General features: G+C 62.8%; 14 protein-coding genes and 1 pseudogene. 5 read left to right on the forward strand and 10 right to left on the reverse strand.

The annotated features are described in order from the left end of the window. Positions 1–270: 270 nt before the first annotated feature. Positions 271–975 carry a PepSY-associated TM helix domain-containing protein gene (locus AB4Y32_RS05655; protein WP_368720370.1) on the forward strand — a complete coding sequence of 235 codons (705 nt, stop codon included), beginning with the start codon at positions 271–273 and terminating at the stop codon, positions 973–975. A 168-nt stretch (positions 976–1,143) separates the two neighbouring features. Here the strand turns inward: AB4Y32_RS05655 and AB4Y32_RS05660 are convergent, their stop codons facing one another. Beyond that, positions 1,144–1,917, reverse strand: a complete 774-nt coding sequence (locus AB4Y32_RS05660) for an SDR family NAD(P)-dependent oxidoreductase (RefSeq protein WP_368720371.1) — start codon at positions 1,915–1,917, stop codon at positions 1,144–1,146. Between the two features lie 162 nt (positions 1,918–2,079). On the opposite strand from AB4Y32_RS05660, the gene AB4Y32_RS05665 reads away from it, so the two are divergent. Together AB4Y32_RS05665 and AB4Y32_RS05670 are read left to right on the forward strand one after the other, a co-directional pair. Then, complete coding sequence (locus AB4Y32_RS05665) at positions 2,080–2,670, forward strand: TetR family transcriptional regulator (protein WP_368720372.1); 591 nt, start codon at positions 2,080–2,082, stop codon at positions 2,668–2,670. Positions 2,671–2,844: 174 nt separating this feature from the next. Beyond that, positions 2,845–3,156, forward strand: coding sequence for a hypothetical protein (locus AB4Y32_RS05670; RefSeq protein ID WP_368720373.1), 312 nt, complete (start codon positions 2,845–2,847; stop codon positions 3,154–3,156). 18 nt (positions 3,157–3,174) lie between these two features. Here AB4Y32_RS05670 and AB4Y32_RS05675 read toward each other — a convergent pair whose 3' ends face one another. From AB4Y32_RS05675 to AB4Y32_RS05695, 5 genes are all read right to left on the reverse strand, one after another. Next, the gene (locus tag AB4Y32_RS05675) at positions 3,175–4,026 is read right to left on the reverse strand and encodes a carbohydrate ABC transporter permease (RefSeq protein ID WP_368720374.1); all 852 of its coding nucleotides are present in this window, start codon (positions 4,024–4,026) and stop codon (positions 3,175–3,177) included. Positions 4,027–4,036: 10 nt separating this feature from the next. After that, a complete protein-coding gene (locus AB4Y32_RS05680) occupies positions 4,037–4,987 on the reverse strand; it encodes a carbohydrate ABC transporter permease (RefSeq protein ID WP_368720556.1) in 951 nt (316 codons plus the stop codon). 89 nt (positions 4,988–5,076) lie between these two features. Next, complete coding sequence (locus tag AB4Y32_RS05685) at positions 5,077–6,348, reverse strand: ABC transporter substrate-binding protein (protein WP_368720375.1); 1,272 nt, start codon at positions 6,346–6,348, stop codon at positions 5,077–5,079. Between the two features lie 51 nt (positions 6,349–6,399). After that, a complete protein-coding gene (locus AB4Y32_RS05690; RefSeq protein ID WP_368720376.1) occupies positions 6,400–8,382 on the reverse strand; it encodes a beta-galactosidase in 1,983 nt (660 codons plus the stop codon). An 11-nt stretch (positions 8,383–8,393) separates the two neighbouring features. Further along, complete coding sequence (locus tag AB4Y32_RS05695; protein ID WP_368720377.1) at positions 8,394–9,545, reverse strand: ABC transporter ATP-binding protein; 1,152 nt, start codon at positions 9,543–9,545, stop codon at positions 8,394–8,396. A 234-nt stretch (positions 9,546–9,779) separates the two neighbouring features. On the opposite strand from AB4Y32_RS05695, the gene AB4Y32_RS05700 reads away from it, so the two are divergent. After that, complete coding sequence (locus AB4Y32_RS05700; protein WP_368720378.1) at positions 9,780–10,808, forward strand: LacI family DNA-binding transcriptional regulator; 1,029 nt, start codon at positions 9,780–9,782, stop codon at positions 10,806–10,808. A gap of 123 nt (positions 10,809–10,931) precedes the next feature. Here AB4Y32_RS05700 and AB4Y32_RS05705 read toward each other — a convergent pair whose 3' ends face one another. Continuing rightward, on the reverse strand, positions 10,932–11,534 hold the full coding sequence (locus AB4Y32_RS05705) for a lipocalin family protein (protein ID WP_368720379.1): 603 nt from the start codon (positions 11,532–11,534) through the stop codon (positions 10,932–10,934). A 258-nt stretch (positions 11,535–11,792) separates the two neighbouring features. Between AB4Y32_RS05705 and AB4Y32_RS05710 the strand changes: the two genes are divergently transcribed. Beyond that, positions 11,793–12,788: an aldo/keto reductase gene (locus AB4Y32_RS05710; protein WP_368720380.1), complete on the forward strand. Its 996-nt coding sequence runs from the start codon at positions 11,793–11,795 to the stop codon at positions 12,786–12,788. 59 nt (positions 12,789–12,847) lie between these two features. Here AB4Y32_RS05710 and AB4Y32_RS05715 read toward each other — a convergent pair whose 3' ends face one another. The 3 genes and pseudogenes from AB4Y32_RS05715 to zwf all read right to left on the reverse strand — a co-directional run bounded on the left by AB4Y32_RS05715 (position 12,848) and on the right by zwf (position 15,999). After that, positions 12,848–13,339, reverse strand: coding sequence for a YbhB/YbcL family Raf kinase inhibitor-like protein (locus AB4Y32_RS05715; RefSeq protein ID WP_368720557.1), 492 nt, complete (start codon positions 13,337–13,339; stop codon positions 12,848–12,850). Between the two features lie 199 nt (positions 13,340–13,538). Continuing rightward, positions 13,539–14,337: pseudogene (locus AB4Y32_RS05720) on the reverse strand (ROK family protein). A 60-nt stretch (positions 14,338–14,397) separates the two neighbouring features. Then, on the reverse strand, positions 14,398–15,999 hold the full coding sequence (zwf, locus tag AB4Y32_RS05725) for a glucose-6-phosphate dehydrogenase (RefSeq protein ID WP_368720381.1): 1,602 nt from the start codon (positions 15,997–15,999) through the stop codon (positions 14,398–14,400). Positions 16,000–16,109: the final 110 nt, after the last annotated feature.

A 16,109-nucleotide genomic window follows, 5' to 3' on the forward strand; every position in this document is an offset into this window, starting at 1 on the left:
CCTTAGACGGTCGCTCATTCGATCGAGAATCCGATCGCACATCTGATCGTCGAATCTGATCGTCGGTTCGATCGTCAAGCCAGCCCACTGCAGCGCCCCATTCATGGGCAACGCGGCCAGCCAGCCATGCCATCGCGTCCTTGCGCTGATGGCCCATCCGTATGAAGCGCCAAACCCGTCGCAAGCCTCTCAGGCCACGGCGCGGTTTCGCTTGCGCAGCGGTTCAGATCCGTTGCGACCGCACGCTGTCTTGCCCCCTTGGAGCGACCTGTGAATACACCCGAAACCGTCGTCATCGATCCCGTCACGCGCGGCAATGGCGAGAGCAAGAGCCAACGCAACGGCACGCCGCCCACCGGCTCGCGCCGCGTCACGTTCATCAAATGGCTGCGCAAGGTGCACAGCTGGGTCGGTTTGTGGGGCGCCGCGCTCGGTCTGCTGATGGGCACGAGCGGCTTTCTGTTGAATCATCGCGGGGGGCCGCTGCGCGTATCGACGGGCGAGCCGCAAGTCGAGTCGCTTCAGGTTCAATTGCCGCAGCACGCGCCCGAATCGCCGCGCGATCTCGCCAAATGGCTCAAGCAGGAGCTGAAGGTGCCAGGCAAGCCCGGGCGCATGCAGAAGGAGCCGGCGCATCCCGTCGCGTGGGGCGATCGCAAGGCCATCCAGCCAGAGCGCTGGCAGGTCTCGTTTGCGACGCCGAACGAGAACACATCGGCGGAATACTGGGTCGGCAACGACTATGTGACCGTCAAGCGCAGCGCCAATACTCTCCTCGCGACGCTCACGAATCTGCACAAGGGCGTGGGCCTGAGCGTCGGCTGGGTGCTGCTGATCGACACCTTCGCAGGCGGCGTGATCCTGCTGTCGCTGACGGGCGTTCTGCTGTGGACGCAGTTGAACAAACGTAGAACGATAGGCGCCGTGCTGGTGCTCGGGTCGATCGTCGCGGCTATCGTGGCGGGGCTCGGCTAACGCTGCAATCGCCCTGCATTAACGCTGCATTCGCGCTGTGTTCGCGCTGTGTTCGCACTACGACGCGCGTTCCAATCACGAGGGCGATGCGTAGCCGCGTGGCCGCGCATCGCCCTTTTTTGCATCCGAACTTCGCGCCTGGAAGTCTGCGTTCAACGCTTCGCGCGCTTATCCGCGAAACACCGGCGCACCCATCGGCGCGCCCGTGTTGCCGCCATCGACGACGATCTCCGCCGCCGTCATCCCCGACGATGCATCCGACGCGAGGAACACGGCCGCCCGCGCGACTTCTTCAGCATCGGCGAGCCGGTTCATCGGAATCATCGGCTTCATTGCGGCTTCGGTGGCGTCGAGCGTCACGCCCTCGCGGTCGCCGCGTGTCCAGATCGGCGTGCGCGTCGCGCCCGGGATGACGGTGTTCACGCGAATCCCGCGCGTCACCAGTTCCGACGCGAGCACGCGGGCCATGCCGGAGATCGCGGCCTTCGAAGCCGAATAAGCCGCCGCGCCCGGACGCCCCATCTCGCGCATCACCGAGCCGTTCAGCACGATCGCGCCGCCCTCGCCCATCAGCGGCACGGCTGCCTGCACCGTCAGGAACACGGCCGTGACGTTGGTGCGCATGATCGATTCGAACTTTTCCGCCGTCGTGCCGCCGACGGGCGTCGCGCCGCTCACGCCCGCGTTCGCGAACACGATGTCGAGCTTGCCGAACTTCGCGCCGATCACCTTCATGACTTCATCGATGGCCTTCGGATCGTTCACGTCCGCGCGGATCGGCAGTGCGTTCGGGCCGAGTTCGGCGGCGGCTTCGTCGAGCTTCGCCTGGTCGCGCCCCGTGATCGCGACGCGCGCGCCCTGTGCGATCAGCAACCGCGCCGTCGCGAAACCGATGCCGCTGTTGCCGCCCGTGACGAGCGCCGCCTTGTTTTCGAATGACATTGCAATTCTCCAGAGTTGAGAGATCGAGGCGGACATCCGCCGGCAGCTGCTTTATAATTGCAACTGCAATCTTAAATTAATGATAGTGATCGCAATGAATGCGTGTCAAGCGCTTTTTCGCGCCGGCTTTTGCGTCGCTATCGTTGTGTGGACGGAACAGCCATGAAAGTAAGCAGGGAAAAGGCGGCGCAGAACCGCGCGGCCCTTGTCGAGACGGCCGCGCGGCTGATCCGCGAGCGGGGCATCGACGGCGTCGGCGTGGCCGAGATCGGCAAGGCGACGGGGCTCACGCACGGCGCGCTCTACGCGCACTTCAAGTCGAAGGAGGCGCTCGCGGCGGAAGCGCTCGCGTACGGCGTGCAGATCAGTCACGAGCGAATGACGACGCCGCGCAACGGCCATATGCCGACTCTCAGCGAGTTGCTCGACGGTTATTTGTCGGAGGAAAGGCGCGACGACATTGCCAACGGCTGCGCGATGGCGGCCTCGGCGAGCGAGATCGGCCGGCAGGACGAGACGATCAGCGCGCGCTACAGCGAAGGGATCGAGAACATGGTCGGCGTGTTCGAGAAACATCTGCGCGCGCGCAAGGCGAAGGGCAACGCGCGCGAAAAGGCGATTGCGATCACGACGGCGCTGATCGGCGGCATCGCCGCTTCGCGTGCGGTGCTGAAGGCGCGACCGGAACTTGCGAACGAGATTCTGCGCGCCGTGCGCCGCACGGTCGGCGAGATTGCGGGAGAAAAGGTCTGAGTGCGGTGTCGCGACGAACTGAAACAAAACCGCGACGCGCCCTGCACGACGACGTGCTCGCTGCCTTGAACTCCTGCATGCGATGGCCAATAGTTTAAAGCGAACCGCGTCGTGAGAAGTTTGCGAGGCAAGTCCCTTCGCATGAGCGCGGCGTCATCGACCAAGGAGCGCATCGTGCACAAGACCGCCGTTTCTCTTCATGTCGCCACAGCGCTCGCGCTAGCGTTGAGCGCGGGTCTATCACAGGCACAGGGGCTTTCTGCTTACGACGACGTGAACTCGCCGATCAACAACACGCGCCTGATGTCCACCGCGCCACTCGGCAGCGAATACCCGACGCATGGCAACCAGCAGGCGGGCGAACTCAATCTGAATCCGATTGATCCGCGCGCGCAACTCGTGAACGGTCTGCCGAACAATGCGCACTCGGGCGGTTATGGATCGCCGCTTGCAGGGGTGCATCCGGTTGCGCAACCGGGGCAGTGACGTATCGCGATCGCAGGACTATCCCTTGGTAGCGCCAAACGTAAGCCCCGCAACGAAGTGCTTCTGCATCGCGAAGAACATCGCGACGGAAGGCAGCGCAGCGAGAATCGAACCCGCCGACACGAGATTCCACGCCGTCGTCCATTGCCCTTTGAGCGCGGCGACGCCCACCGTGATCGGCGCGGCCTCGTCGCCTTGCGTCAGGCACAGCGCCCAGAAGTAGTCGTTCCAGACGAACGTGAAGACGAGAATCGCCAGCGCGGCGAGCGCGGGTCGAATCAACGGCAACACGATGCGAAAGAACACTGTCCATTCGCCCGCGCCTTCGATGCGCGCCGCCTCGACCAGTTCATACGGCAGCTGCTTGATGAAGTTGCGCAGAAAGAGCGCGCAAAAGCCCGTCTGAAACGACACATGAAAGAGGATCAACGCGTACAGCGTGTTGAAGAGACCGAGGCTCAGCGACAGGTCGCGCACGGGAATCATCAGTATCTGGATCGGCACGAAGTTGCCCGCCACGAACGTCGCGAAGAGCGTGGTGTTGCCGCGAAACCGGTAGATGGCCAGCGCGAAGCCCGCCATCGCCGCGAGCGCGATCGAACCGATCACTGAAGGCACCGTGATCAGCACGCTATTCCAGAAGTAATGCAGCATCGGCGATGTGGTGAGCGCTTCGCGGTAGTTGTCGAAGACAGCGATGTGCTTCGGCCAGCCCCAGTAATTGCCTTCGCTCAGTTCCTCCGTCGAGCGCACCGACGTGATGAGCACCGCGATCATCGGCAGCAGCCAGATCAAAAGCGCAATGGGCAATGACAGCTTGTACAGGCGCCGGTTGAGCGGTTTCCATTTCGCAACGGGCATCGGATACATGGTCTGCTCCTTACTGTTCATGGCGCAGCATGCGGCGCAGGTGATAGACGATGTACACGAGCATGATCGCGAACAGCACGACGGCAATCGACGCCGAATAACCATTGCGGTAGTACTTGATCGCCTGGTCGTACATGTAATACGCGAGCACCGTCGAACTTTCGAACGGGCCGCCGCCCGTCATCACCGAGATCAGATCGAAACTGCGCAGCGCGCCGATCACCGTCACGACGATCGCCATGAACGTGACGGGCCGCAATTGCGGCAGCACCACATGCCATAGCATCGACCAGCCCTTCGCGCCTTCCATGCGCGCCGCTTCGAGCTGCTCGCTGTTGAGCGTCGTGAGGCCCGTCAGATAGAGAATCATGCAGTACGCCGTTTGCGGCCACAGCGCGGCGAAGATGATGCCGAAGGTCGCGTAGCGCGCATCGCCGAGCACGGGCACGCCATGTCCGAGGATCATCGCGAGCAGGCCGAATGTCGGATCGTAGAACCACGAAAAGATCAGCCCGACGACAACGCCCGACAACACGAACGGCGCAAAGAACAGCGACTTCACGGTGCGTATGCCCGCCACCGCCTGGTTCAGATAGAGCGCGACGGCGAGCCCCATCGGCGGCGCGAGCAGGAACAGCACGAGCCAGATCAGGTTGTTCTTCAACGCGGTGTAGAACGTCGGCGCCTGAAACAGCTCGATGTAGTTCGCGAGTCCGACGAAGGCCTTGTCGGTCATGCCGTCCCAGTTGTAGAAGCTCAACCAGATCGACGACAGGATCGGCCAGACGACGTACACCGCGACCATCAGGCACGCGGGCGCGAGAAACAGAAACGCGGCCTTGCGCTGCCGACGCGCGGAGGGCGACGGACCGCGCCGCCTGCCCGCCGCTCTGGGCGCAGGCGCGGCCTGCGGCGAAGGCGGCGCGGCGTTGATGTCCTGACGTGTGACGGAGTGCGACACGACAATGCTCCTCTTCATGCGGGCGGGCTGCAGACTCGCTGCGTGCGCCGGGCGACATGCGCATGCAGTCGTCGCCCGGCGCATCCGCCTTACTTCTTGTAGATGCGCTTACGCGTCTGTTCGAGTTGCGCGAGAATCGCGTCGAGCTTCGACGGATCGGAGACGAACTGCTGCATGCCCTTCATCCCTTCGTCGGCCATTTCCTTCGTCATGTCGCGATCGTAGAACTGCGCGATGCCGCCCTTCGTGTTCGACAGAATCTGGAAGCCGATCTTCGAAATGGGATCTTCCGGTTCCGGCGACTTGCTGTTCGCCGACAGCGAGCCGAGACCCGCCGCGAGCTTCGCGCCCTGCTCCGGCGATTCGACGAACGCGAGGAACGTGTGCGCATCGGCCTTGTTCTTGGCCTTCGCCGGAATGTGCAGCGACTCGACGGGGCCGTCCTCGGCAGTCGGCACGTTGGAATCGATGATCGGGAACTGGAAATAGCTCATGTTCGGCTTCACGCTCGCCGGGAAACCGCCCGTGATGAATGTGCCCATCAGCATCATCGCCGCCTTGCCCTGGAAGAGGAACGGCTGCACCGCATCCAGATCGTAGGACAGCGAGTTGTCGATGAACTCGTGATCGTCGAGCATCTGCTTCCACGTCGTGTAGACCTTCTTCACGCGCGGATCGGTATAAGGCACTTCACCCGCCATCAGCTTCTGGTGGAACGCGTTGCCGTTCAGCCGCAGGTCCAGATAATCGAACCAGCCCGCGAGCGTCCATGCATCGCGGCCGCCCACTGCGAACGGCGTGACGCCCGCGGCCTTCAGCTTCTTGCACGCGTCCATCAACTGATCCCATGTCTTCGGCTCGGACGCGATGCCGGCCTTCTCGAACAGGTCCTTCCGATAGAACAGGCCCCACGAGTAATACACGGTCGGCGCCGCGTACTGCTTGCCGTTGTACGTCGACGATTCCTTCGTCGACGCATACATGCTGTCCCAGCCGTTCTTCTTCCAGTCGCCGCTCAGATCTTCGAACAGACCGCGCCGCGCGTAATAGGCCATCCGCTCGCCGTTGTGCCAGTTGACGACATCTGGCGCGACCGTCGACAGCCAGCCCGGCAACTGCACCTTGTACGCCTCTTCATCGACGAACGACACCTTCACGTCGATGTCGGGGTGCGCCTTCTTGAAGTCGTCGATCACCGATTGCCACACCGCGCGCTGGCTTGCGCCCTTGAACGCGATGTTCATCGTCATCGTGCCCGCCTGCGCGTCCGTGGTCGTCGCGGCGAACGACGACACGGCCGCCGCGACAGCGATGGCCATCGTCGCGAACGCCTTGCGAGGGTTGAATTGGCTTGTTGTCATCCTTTCGTCTCCTGTCATTTGCATGCTGGTTTTTACGTGCTGATCACTTGCCTACTCGGTCCGATAAACCGCTACGCCTCGCGGCTCGACTTCACGCGAGCCGATCACGAAGCGCGATGCATCGACGCCTTCGATCACGTGCTTTTCGTTTGCATAGTTGAAGACATACGTGACCTTGCCGCGCCGGCTGATGCGCACACTGTCTCCACACGGCGTCGGCGTGAGGCCGGCTTGCGTCGCGATGCGCGCGAACAGCGACTCGGTGAGACGGTCGTCGAACAGGCTCGCGAAATAATGAACGCGACCATGCTGCACATACGCGGGATGGCCGTCGCCGAAACGTGCATGCACGCCGAACGTGCGCTCATCGACGGCATCGATCAGATCGCGCCAGTGACGCGCATAGCCTTCGCGCTGCGCATCGCCCGTGCCGTCGAGCCGCACCGGTTCCGTCACGTTGGGCCGCATCGATTCGACGCGCCACACGCGGATCGGCAGCAGGGACGCGAGCGCGCCCGGCGGCAGGTTCGCGGGAATCTGCAGATCGGGTGTCTTCGAGCCCGTGCGCGGACCGAGCACGATCTGCGCACCCGATGCCGCGAGCCGCGCCGCAAAGTCGGCGGGCACGACGGGCAAAGGCGGCACGACGATCATCGCGTAGCCGTCGAGTGGCGCATCGGCGGAAACCACGTCGACATCGAAACCGAGCGAGCGCAACGCCGAGTAGTACTCAAAAGCAAAACGCGGATAGTGGAAATCCGCGCCCTGCGGATGAATCTCGAACAGCCACTTCGCTTCGTAGTCGTAGATCAGCGCGATCTTGCTGCGCACATCGGCGTTCGCATCCGTATCGGCCGACAGCACATGCGCGATCTCCTGCGCGACCTTCGCCGCTTCGCTGCCGCCGATATCGAGCCGATTGTCGGGCGTGTTCAGGCCCGCGTGCATCTGCTCCTGCGCGAACGGCGCCTGACGCCATCTGAAGTACGACACGCAGCCCGCACCGTGCGCGAACGCTTCCCAGCTCCACAGACGCACCATGCCCGGCAGCGGCGCGGGATTCCAGTGCGCCCAGTTGACGGGACCGGGCTGCTGCTCCATCACCCAGAACGGCAGCTTCGACATGCCGCGATACACGTCGTGATTGAACGACGCAAAATCGGGATGCCCCGTGCGCAGAAACTTCGCCTTGATCTCCGGCGCGTACCACTGCTCTTCGAGCGCGCCGAGCGGATAGCTGTCCCACGTCGCCACATCGAGATCGCGCGCGACCTTGTAGTGATCGAACTCGGTGAAGAGCTGCATGAAATTGTGCGCGACGGGCCGCCCCGGCGAATGCGCGCGAATGATCTCGACCTGCATGCGGTTGTAGCGCGCGACTTCATCGGAAGCGAAACGCCGGTAGTCGAGACGATGCGACGGATGAGCCTCCGTCACCGTCGCAACGGGCGCGTCGATTTCGTCGAAGCTGCGGTACTCCATGCTCCAGAACACGGTGCCCCACGCACGGTTCAACGCGTCGATGGTTTGATAGCGCTCCTTGAGCCACACGCGAAAACGCGCGACGGCAGCAGGCGAATAGCTGACCACCGTGTTGTGACAGCCGAACTCGTTATCCGTCTGCCAATAAGCGACAGCGGGATGCTTGCCATAACGCTCCGCAACAGCCGTGCAGATCTTGCGCGACGCCTCGAAATACGACGGCGACGAAAAATCATAGTGACGTCGCGAGCCGAACGCGCGCGGCCGGCCATCGGTGCCCACGGGCAGAATGTCGGGATGACGGTCGATCAACCACTTCGGCGGCGTGGCCGTCGGCGTGCACATGACCACCTGCAAGCCCGCATTGCCGAGCACGTCGACGGCACGATCGAGCCAGCCCCAATCGTATTCGCCCGGCGTGGGCTCGATACGGCTCCACGCGAACTCCGCGATTCGCACCTGTTCGATGCCGAGCGCCTTCATACGGCGCGCGTCGTCTTCCCACATCGATTCCGGCCAGTGCTCCGGGTAATAGCAGACTCCAAGGCGCATGCGCATGTCCCTTATGCGTAGTGTTCGACGGTGTTGAGCGCCTTCACGGCGAATCCGTCATCGGTGAAAAGATGGCAGGCGTTGGCGGGCGCCTCGAATACCGCGCGCTCGCCCTGCTCGATGCAGGCATTGCCGGGCACTTTCGCGATCAGCACATCGCCGCCCGCTTGTTCCAGATGCGCGTAGCTGTGCTCGCCCAGATGCTCGACGAGCGAAACGGTGCGCGTGAGCGTTGCCTCACGTCGTGATACATCGGCTGCGATGAGCCGGAGATGTTCGGGGCGCACGCCGAGCGTCACCGGCTGCGCGCCTTGCAGCGTGCTGCCGTCGACGAGAACGCGCACGGTTTCATTCGTGTGATCGAGCGTGACGTCGGCGCCTTGCGCGTCGATCGCCGTGACTCTTGCAGGCAGAAAATTCATGCGCGGCGAGCCGATGAAGCCCGCGACGAAACGGCTCCTGGGCCGGTGATACAACTCGAGCGGCGCGCCGATCTGCGCGATGCTGCCGTAGCGCTCAGTGTCCTTGCCCGTATGCAGCAACACGATCTTGTCGGCGAGCGTCATCGCTTCCGTCTGATCGTGCGTCACATAGACGACGCTCGCCGACGCGAATTGCCGATGCAGCCGCGCGATTTCGATGCGCGTCTGGCCGCGCAGCGTCGCGTCGAGATTCGAAAGCGGTTCGTCGAACAGAAACACGCCTGGCTCGCGCACGATCGCACGGCCAATCGCAACGCGTTGCCGCTGCCCGCCCGACAACGCACGCGGCTTGCGATCGAGCAACGCTTCCAGTTGCAGGATGCGCGCGGCCTCGCGAACCTTGCGGTCGATTTCGTCTTTCGGCTTCTTCGCGAGCTTCAGGCCGAAGGCCATGTTCTCGTACACGCTCATGTGAGGAAAGAGCGCATAGCTCTGAAACACCATCGCGACGCCGCGCTCGGCCGCAGGCACGTCGTTGACGATGCGTTCGCCAATCGACAGGTCGCCGTCCGTCACATCCTCGAGCCCTGCGATCATGCGCAGCAGCGTGGACTTGCCGCAGCCCGACGGACCGAGGAACACGCAAAACTCGTTCTCGCCGATCTCCAGATCGACGTCGCGGATCACGGGCGCGTTGTCTCCATACGCTTTCTGCACGCCCTTCAAGGAAATGCTCGCCATCGCTTCGACTCCGTGATTTAATCAGCGCGAAGCGGAGATTAAGCGCTTAATCTGAATGGCCGAAAAAACGCGATCGCATCGCGACCGCGGCTCTCTGGCCTTTCCGTTGACCCTTGCCGTGGGCCCGTCAACGCTGTCTCCGATCATCGTTCTGGTGTTTCGCGCATGGTGCCCCGCCTTCGTAGCCAATGCAAATGATGAACGCCTGTCCCATATATTGAAGACACGCAAACCATGTCTACTCTCAGCGAAGTCGCGCGGCACGCTGGCGTCACGTCGGCCACGGTCTCGAACGTGCTGCGCAATCGCGGACGCGTCGGCGAGCAGACGCGTCAGCGCGTGCTCGAAGCCGTCGAAGCGCTCAACTATCGTCCGCATCTTGCCGCACGCGCGCTCGCCGAAGGCCGCGCGCCCACGATCGCGCTGATGGTGTCGAGCATCGCGAATCCGTTCTATCCCGAGTTCGCGCTCGCTGTCGAACGCGAGGCGCGCAAGAGCGGCCACTTCGTCATCATCTGCAACACGAATGAGGACCCGCACGCGGGCCGTGCGTATCTCGACCAGATCGCAGGCACGCTCTCCGAAGGCGTGCTCGTGATGAACGCCAATCTCGACTTCGACGACCTGCACAAGACGCAGGCGCGCGGCGCGCCCGTGGTGCTGTGCATGTGGGAACGTCCCGACGATCCGCCGGGCTTGCCGTGCATCGCCGTCGACTTTCGTCTTGCGGGCCGGCTGGCAGCGAAGCATCTGGTCGAACTGGGTCATCGGCGCATCGGCGCGATTGTCGGCAGTAAGCCTTCGGGGATTCACGCGTCGCGTTACGAAGGCTTCAACGATGCGATGCGCGAAGCGGGCCTGAAGGTCCCCGCCAAAAACGTGCGTTACGCGCCCGATACGATTCAAGGCGGCTATACGGCCGCGCGCGATCTGCTGGAGCACGACGCGAACATGACAGCCATCTTCGCGACGAACGACCTGCCCGCGCTCGGTACCATTCATGCCGCCGCCGATCTCGGGCGCAACGTGCCGCGCGATCTGTCCGTGGTCGGCATCACCGACATCCAGCTCGCGCAGCAATCGCGCCCGCCGCTGACGACCGTCGCCGTGCCGACTGTCGAAGCCGCCGAACTTGCCGTGACGCTGCTGCGTGATCTGATCGAGCGGCCGGCGCGCAAGCATGGTGCGCATCAGAAGGCGCCGCGCATGTGCGTGACATCGGAGCCGCAACTGATCGTGCGCGGGTCGACGCAAAAGCGTTGATGTCGACCACGCATGACGAGCGGGCAAAGAGCAAAACTTACCGCGAAGCGGTGTTCTATATCGCTAGGCAGGCAATAAGCGGGCAACCGCTTCGCAGAAGCAGAAAAATTTTCAACCGCGCTTTCAGTGCTGCGTACGGCGCAGCATCGAAAGGTCATAGCCGAGCGCGCGCACGCGTTCGAACAGCGCGTGTTGCAGTTCCCCCGCGGGCTTCGCGTCACGCGTGAGTATCCATAGATACGCGCCGCTCGGCTCGCCGATGATCGACCATCGGTAGTCGTCGGCGTGATCGAGCACCCAGTAATCGCCGACGTAGAACGGTCCGAAGAAAGACACTTTCAGTTTGGTGTTGTCCGAGCCTGGCATCACGCGCGCCTTGCCTCTCGCAATGCGCCGCACGCCGTTCACGCCATCGCGGCCCGTGTTGATCACGCTGAGCGAGCCGTCATCGCGCTTCGCATAGTTGGCCGTGACGAAATCGCGGCCCCGTTCGAAGTGATTGTCGTAGCGCGCAAACTCGTACCAGTGCCCCGTGTAGCGGTCCAGATCGACGCCCTTTGCCGGCTCGGGCACGCGCGCATTGCCCTGTTTGCTTTTCAACCGGATTGCGTACGTGACGGCAATCCCTACCGTCGCGACTGCCACGACTGCAGCGGCGACGATCGCACCACGCGCAGAGAAACTGCTTTGCTCGATATTGTCGTTGACGCTTCGTTCGACACTCATCGGACATGAACCTCGACTCGATGTCAAAGCCGTTTAGACCTTACGTGAATGAAAAGTTTTCGCCATTACGGGACGAAGAAAGGACAAAGCGGTATCGGCGATACGACTGCGCACGACTCCGCACGACTGCGCATGACAGGCCAGCGACGCGAATCCGCGATAGCCGCTATGCTTGCTCCTTTGTTGATCTGTTGTTTCCCGTGCTGCTGCACATCACACCACCCCATCACTCATAGTTCCCTTCTCGCGGAGTCGATCATGCAATACCGCAAATTCGGCAACACCGGCCTGACTGTCTCGCGTTTGTGTCTCGGTACGATGACCTTCGGCTTGCAAACCGAAGAAGATGTATCGCGCGGCATTCTCGACAAGGCAACGGACGCCGGCGTGAATTTCATCGATACGGCCGATGTCTATCCGCTCGGAGGCACCGAAGGTGTCGTAGGCCGCACCGAGGAGATCATCGGGCGCTGGCTCAAGGGCAAGCGCGACCGCTTCATTGTCGCGACGAAAGCTGTCGGCAAGGTTGGCCCGTCGCCGTGGGACGAGGGTGCGTCGCGCAAGCATCTGCTCGATGCCATCGATGCATCGCTGCGCCGTCTCGGCACCGATTACGTCGATCTGTATCAGCTGCACTCCGATGACCGCGACACGCCGCTCGACGAAACGCTCGAAGCACTCGATGTGATCGTGCGTTCGGGCAAGGCGCGCTATATCGGTGTGTCGAACTATCTCGCGTACCGGCTCGCACGCATGCTCGGCCGCGCGGACGTGCTGCGCACCGCGCGCTTCGTGTCGGTGCAGCCGCGCTACAACCTGCTGTTCCGGCAGATCGAGCGCGAACTGCTGCCGCTAGCCGACGAAGAAGGTCTTGCCGTGATGCCGTATAACCCGCTCGCAGGCGGCCTGCTGACGGGCAAGCATCGTCACGACGCAAAGCCGGCGGACGGACGGTTCACCGAAACGGTCGGCAAGGCAGGCGCGATGTACTCGGAGCGCTACTGGCACGAGCGCGAGTTCAAGACGATCGACGCGCTGCGCGAGATCAACGCGAAAACGGGCGAGCCGATGACGAAGACAGCGATCGCGTGGGTGCTCGCGAACCCCGTCATCACATCGGCGATCATCGGCGCGAGCCGCGTCGATCAACTGAGCGATTCGCTCGCCGCTGCCGACTACACGCTCGACCCCGAACTCAAGACGCAGCTCGACGAGGCGACGGTCGAATACCGTTGGGGCGATGCGCCGCGCTAAGCAGCAAACAAGCAGCGAATAAGGAGCAAAAACGCCATGCAAGAGGCGTGCGTCTAGCGTTAGCGTCCGTAGCGCAGCACGGTGCTGCTCGCGGCCAGCACATGATTGTTGATGGCCGCGAGGAACTGATCGTGATTGAGACCTGGCTGTAGCGCGTCCTGCGTGAGATCGAGCGCATAGACCTGTAGCACGTAGTGATGCGGCACGTCGCCGACGGGCGGACACGGCCCGTAATAGCCGGGTTTCCCGGTGCGGTTGATGCCGCTCACGCTGCCCTCGGGCGCGGACGCGCCATGTGCCATCGACGTCATCGATGCGGGTATCCCGTACAGCACCCAATGGATCACGCCCAGGCCTTTCGCGCCGTCGGGATCGAACAGCGTCACCGCGAAACTGCGCGTGCCCGCCGGTACGTTGCGCCACTGCGCGGCGGGCGACTGGTTGCCGCCGCCGCAATTGTTCGCGCTTGCCGCGTGGCTCGAATCGACCGTTCCGCCGTCGGGCGTACCCGGCGACGTGACTTCGAAAGCGTCCGCCGCGAAGACCTGCATCGCGCCCGCCGACAGCGCGACACATAGTGCCGCGCATGCCAGCCGTGCATAAGGGTATGTTTTCATCGAACGGCTCCGTTGACCCCGGATGAACAAACCGCGGCCACGCATTCGCGGCCGCCAGAGAACAAACGGACTACCCTGCCCCATTATTCCGCGGCGTGACGTTCGGGGCATTTCAGGGCGTTCGTGCGGCGCGCTATTTAAGCGCGCCTGTCTTCCGGCTTGCTTCGGGCAGTTTGACCCGACTCGCGCACCGACTTCGGATGCCAGAGCCTCGCACCGCCTTCTATGCCCGCTTCGTTCGACACGATCGCGACATTCGGCGGCAACGCGAACGTGAGCCTCGACGCATTGCCGCCACCGATCCACAGTTTGTCGTAGTTGACGAGCGAAGCCAGAATGCCGATAACCTTTTCGACGCGCCGGTTCCAGCGCTTGTTGCCCGCCTTCTCGCGCGCCGCGTTGCCGATGTACTGGTCATAGGTGCGGCCCTTGCTGACGGGATGATGCGCAAGTTCGAGATGCGGCATCAACTCGCCGTCGCGAAAGAGCGCGGTGCCCGCGCCCGTTCCGAGTGTCAGCACGAACTCGATGCCGCGCCCTTCGATGGCAGCGAGGCCCTGCATTTCGGCATCATTGATCATGCGTACGGGCATGCCGCCGACACGCGCAACAAGCTCGTCCGCGAGCGGAAAACCGCGCCAGCTTTCGTCGCCGATATTCGGTGCGGTAAGAACGCGGTTGTCGCGCACGACGCCGGGAAAGCCGATCGACATCGACGCGGGATGATGTTCGTCGACGAGCGGCTGCACGAGTTTGGCGAGCGTATCGACGAGTTGCTCCGGCGCGCACGGATGCGGCGTCGGCACGCGCACGCGCTCGCTTTTCATGCTGCCGGCCGCATCGAGCACGGCTGCCTTCAGTCCCGAGCCGCCGACATCGATCGCCAGTATCCGTTCTTCAGCGCTTGCTGCTTCTTTCCTGCTCGTAGCCAAGTCGTTCCCCTTTCTCTGGTTCTTGTTCAATGCGGCTGATTCAGTGCGCCACTCAGCGTGCTATTTCGCCGAGCCGCTTTTCTCCAACGGCCGCCACGCGCGGCCATCGCGGGCTAGCATTTCATCCGCTTGCGCCGGTCCGCTGCTGCCCGCCGGATAGCCATGCACCTGCAACGCGGCGCCCTGAGGATGCAGCACACGGTCCACCGCACACCAGCTCGACTCGATGCTGTCCGCGCGCTGAAACAGCGTCTCGTCACCGCGCATGCAGTCGTACAGCAACGTTTCGTAGCCGACGTTCGCGCTTTCCTCGAAGTAGTCGTTGTAGTCGAACGCGGAGCGCGCCGCGCCGATCTGCATTGTCGGTCCGGGCACCTTCACGTTGAAGTCGAAGCTCGTGCCGTGCGCAGGATCGATGCGCAGCGTGAGCACGTTCGGCGTCAAAGCATCGACGGGCGTATCGCGGAACATCAGAAACGGCACGCGTTTCAGATGCACGGCGATTTCCGTGCGCTTCGCCATCATGCGCTTGCCCGTGCGCAGATAGAACGGCACGCCTGCCCAGCGCCAGTTGTCGATGAACACGCGCGCAGCCGCATATGTTTCCGTCTCGCTGTCGCGCGCGACATCCGGTTCGTCGCGATAGGCCGCCTTCGCATCGCCCTTTTCGTATTGCCCGAAGACGACATCGTTGGGCGTCAGGGGCTCGATTGCATCGAAGAGTTCCGCTTTCTTGTTGCGTACGGCTTCGGCATCGAATGATGTGGGCGGCTCAAGCGCGACCATCGCGAGCAACTGGAACAGGTGGTTCGGCACCATATCGCGAAACGCGCCCGTCTGCTCGTAGAACTTTCCGCGCCCTTCGACGCCGAGCGTTTCGGCCGCCGTGATCTGCACGTTGTCGATGTACTCGCGCCGCCATACCGGCTCGAACAGCGCATTCGCAAAGCGCACGGCAAGAATACTTTGCACCGTGTCCTTGCCGAGAAAGTGATCGATGCGATAGACCTGCTTTTCCTTTGCGAAATGCAGAATGTGCGTATTCAGATCGCGTGCGGACGCGAGGTCCGTGCCGAATGGCTTTTCGATCACGAGGCGCCGGAAGCCGCCATGGCCTTGCGGATCTTCCTTGAGCAAGCCGTGCTTGCCGAGTCGCTTGACAATCGGCTTGAAAAAATGCGCGCCAACCGCGAGATAGAAGATCGCATTGCCGTCGGGCGCGTTGTCGATGCGCTGCTTGAGCGCCTCATAAAGCGCGTCGTCTTCGAATTCGCCCGCCATGTACTCCATGCGCGACGAGAGCCACTGCCATGCCTTGTCGTCGATCTTGCCGGTATGAAACTCGCTCGCCTTGTCCGCGGCGAACTGTTGCAACGACTGGCTGAGATCATCGATCCACGCCTTCGTTTCGCGCTCGCCGTGATTGACGCCGAAGACGTTCATGCGATCGTCGAGCAGGCCGTCGACCGTCAGGTTGTAGAGCGAGGGCGTCAAGAGCCGTTTGGTGAGATCGCCGCCCGCGCCGAAGATGACCAGCGTGCACGGTGGTGCGGGCTGCTTGCCTGCAGGCCCCGACGAAGCGGGATGCGGCCCGGCGTCGAGCTTGCGGTTCACAGGTTGTTTGGCGGATGAAGCAGCCGTGTTTATCGCGTCATTGGACATGGCATTCTTCCCTGAATGAGCCAGATGAAGTGGCGATATCTGAAAGACACGCGGCCAGGCCGCGCGGTTCAATCAAAGCCAGTCGATGCGTGCAACAATGCAATCCAGGC

The sequence above is a fragment of the Paraburkholderia phymatum genome, assembly GCF_040965635.1.
GTDB classification, from domain to species: domain Bacteria; phylum Pseudomonadota; class Gammaproteobacteria; order Burkholderiales; family Burkholderiaceae; genus Paraburkholderia; species Paraburkholderia phymatum_B.

What these genes read in the sequence shown, in the direction of transcription:
- AB4Y32_RS05660 (WP_368720371.1), bottom strand. Translation starts at nt 1,917, where the DNA reads ATGTCATTCGAAAACAAGGCGGCGCTCGTCACGGGCGGCAACAGCGGC.
- AB4Y32_RS05665 (WP_368720372.1), top strand. Translation starts at nt 2,080, where the DNA reads ATGAAAGTAAGCAGGGAAAAGGCGGCGCAGAACCGCGCGGCCCTTGTC.
- AB4Y32_RS05675 (WP_368720374.1), bottom strand. Translation starts at nt 4,026, where the DNA reads ATGTATCCGATGCCCGTTGCGAAATGGAAACCGCTCAACCGGCGCCTG.
- AB4Y32_RS05685 (WP_368720375.1), bottom strand. Translation starts at nt 6,348, where the DNA reads ATGACAACAAGCCAATTCAACCCTCGCAAGGCGTTCGCGACGATGGCC.
- AB4Y32_RS05690 (WP_368720376.1), bottom strand. Translation starts at nt 8,382, where the DNA reads ATGCGCCTTGGAGTCTGCTATTACCCGGAGCACTGGCCGGAATCGATG.
- AB4Y32_RS05695 (WP_368720377.1), bottom strand. Translation starts at nt 9,545, where the DNA reads ATGGCGAGCATTTCCTTGAAGGGCGTGCAGAAAGCGTATGGAGACAAC.
- AB4Y32_RS05700 (WP_368720378.1), top strand. Translation starts at nt 9,780, where the DNA reads ATGTCTACTCTCAGCGAAGTCGCGCGGCACGCTGGCGTCACGTCGGCC.
- AB4Y32_RS05705 (WP_368720379.1), bottom strand. Translation starts at nt 11,534, where the DNA reads ATGAGTGTCGAACGAAGCGTCAACGACAATATCGAGCAAAGCAGTTTC.
- AB4Y32_RS05710 (WP_368720380.1), top strand. Translation starts at nt 11,793, where the DNA reads ATGCAATACCGCAAATTCGGCAACACCGGCCTGACTGTCTCGCGTTTG.
- AB4Y32_RS05715 (WP_368720557.1), bottom strand. Translation starts at nt 13,339, where the DNA reads ATGCAGGTCTTCGCGGCGGACGCTTTCGAAGTCACGTCGCCGGGTACG.
- zwf (WP_368720381.1), bottom strand. Translation starts at nt 15,999, where the DNA reads ATGTCCAATGACGCGATAAACACGGCTGCTTCATCCGCCAAACAACCT.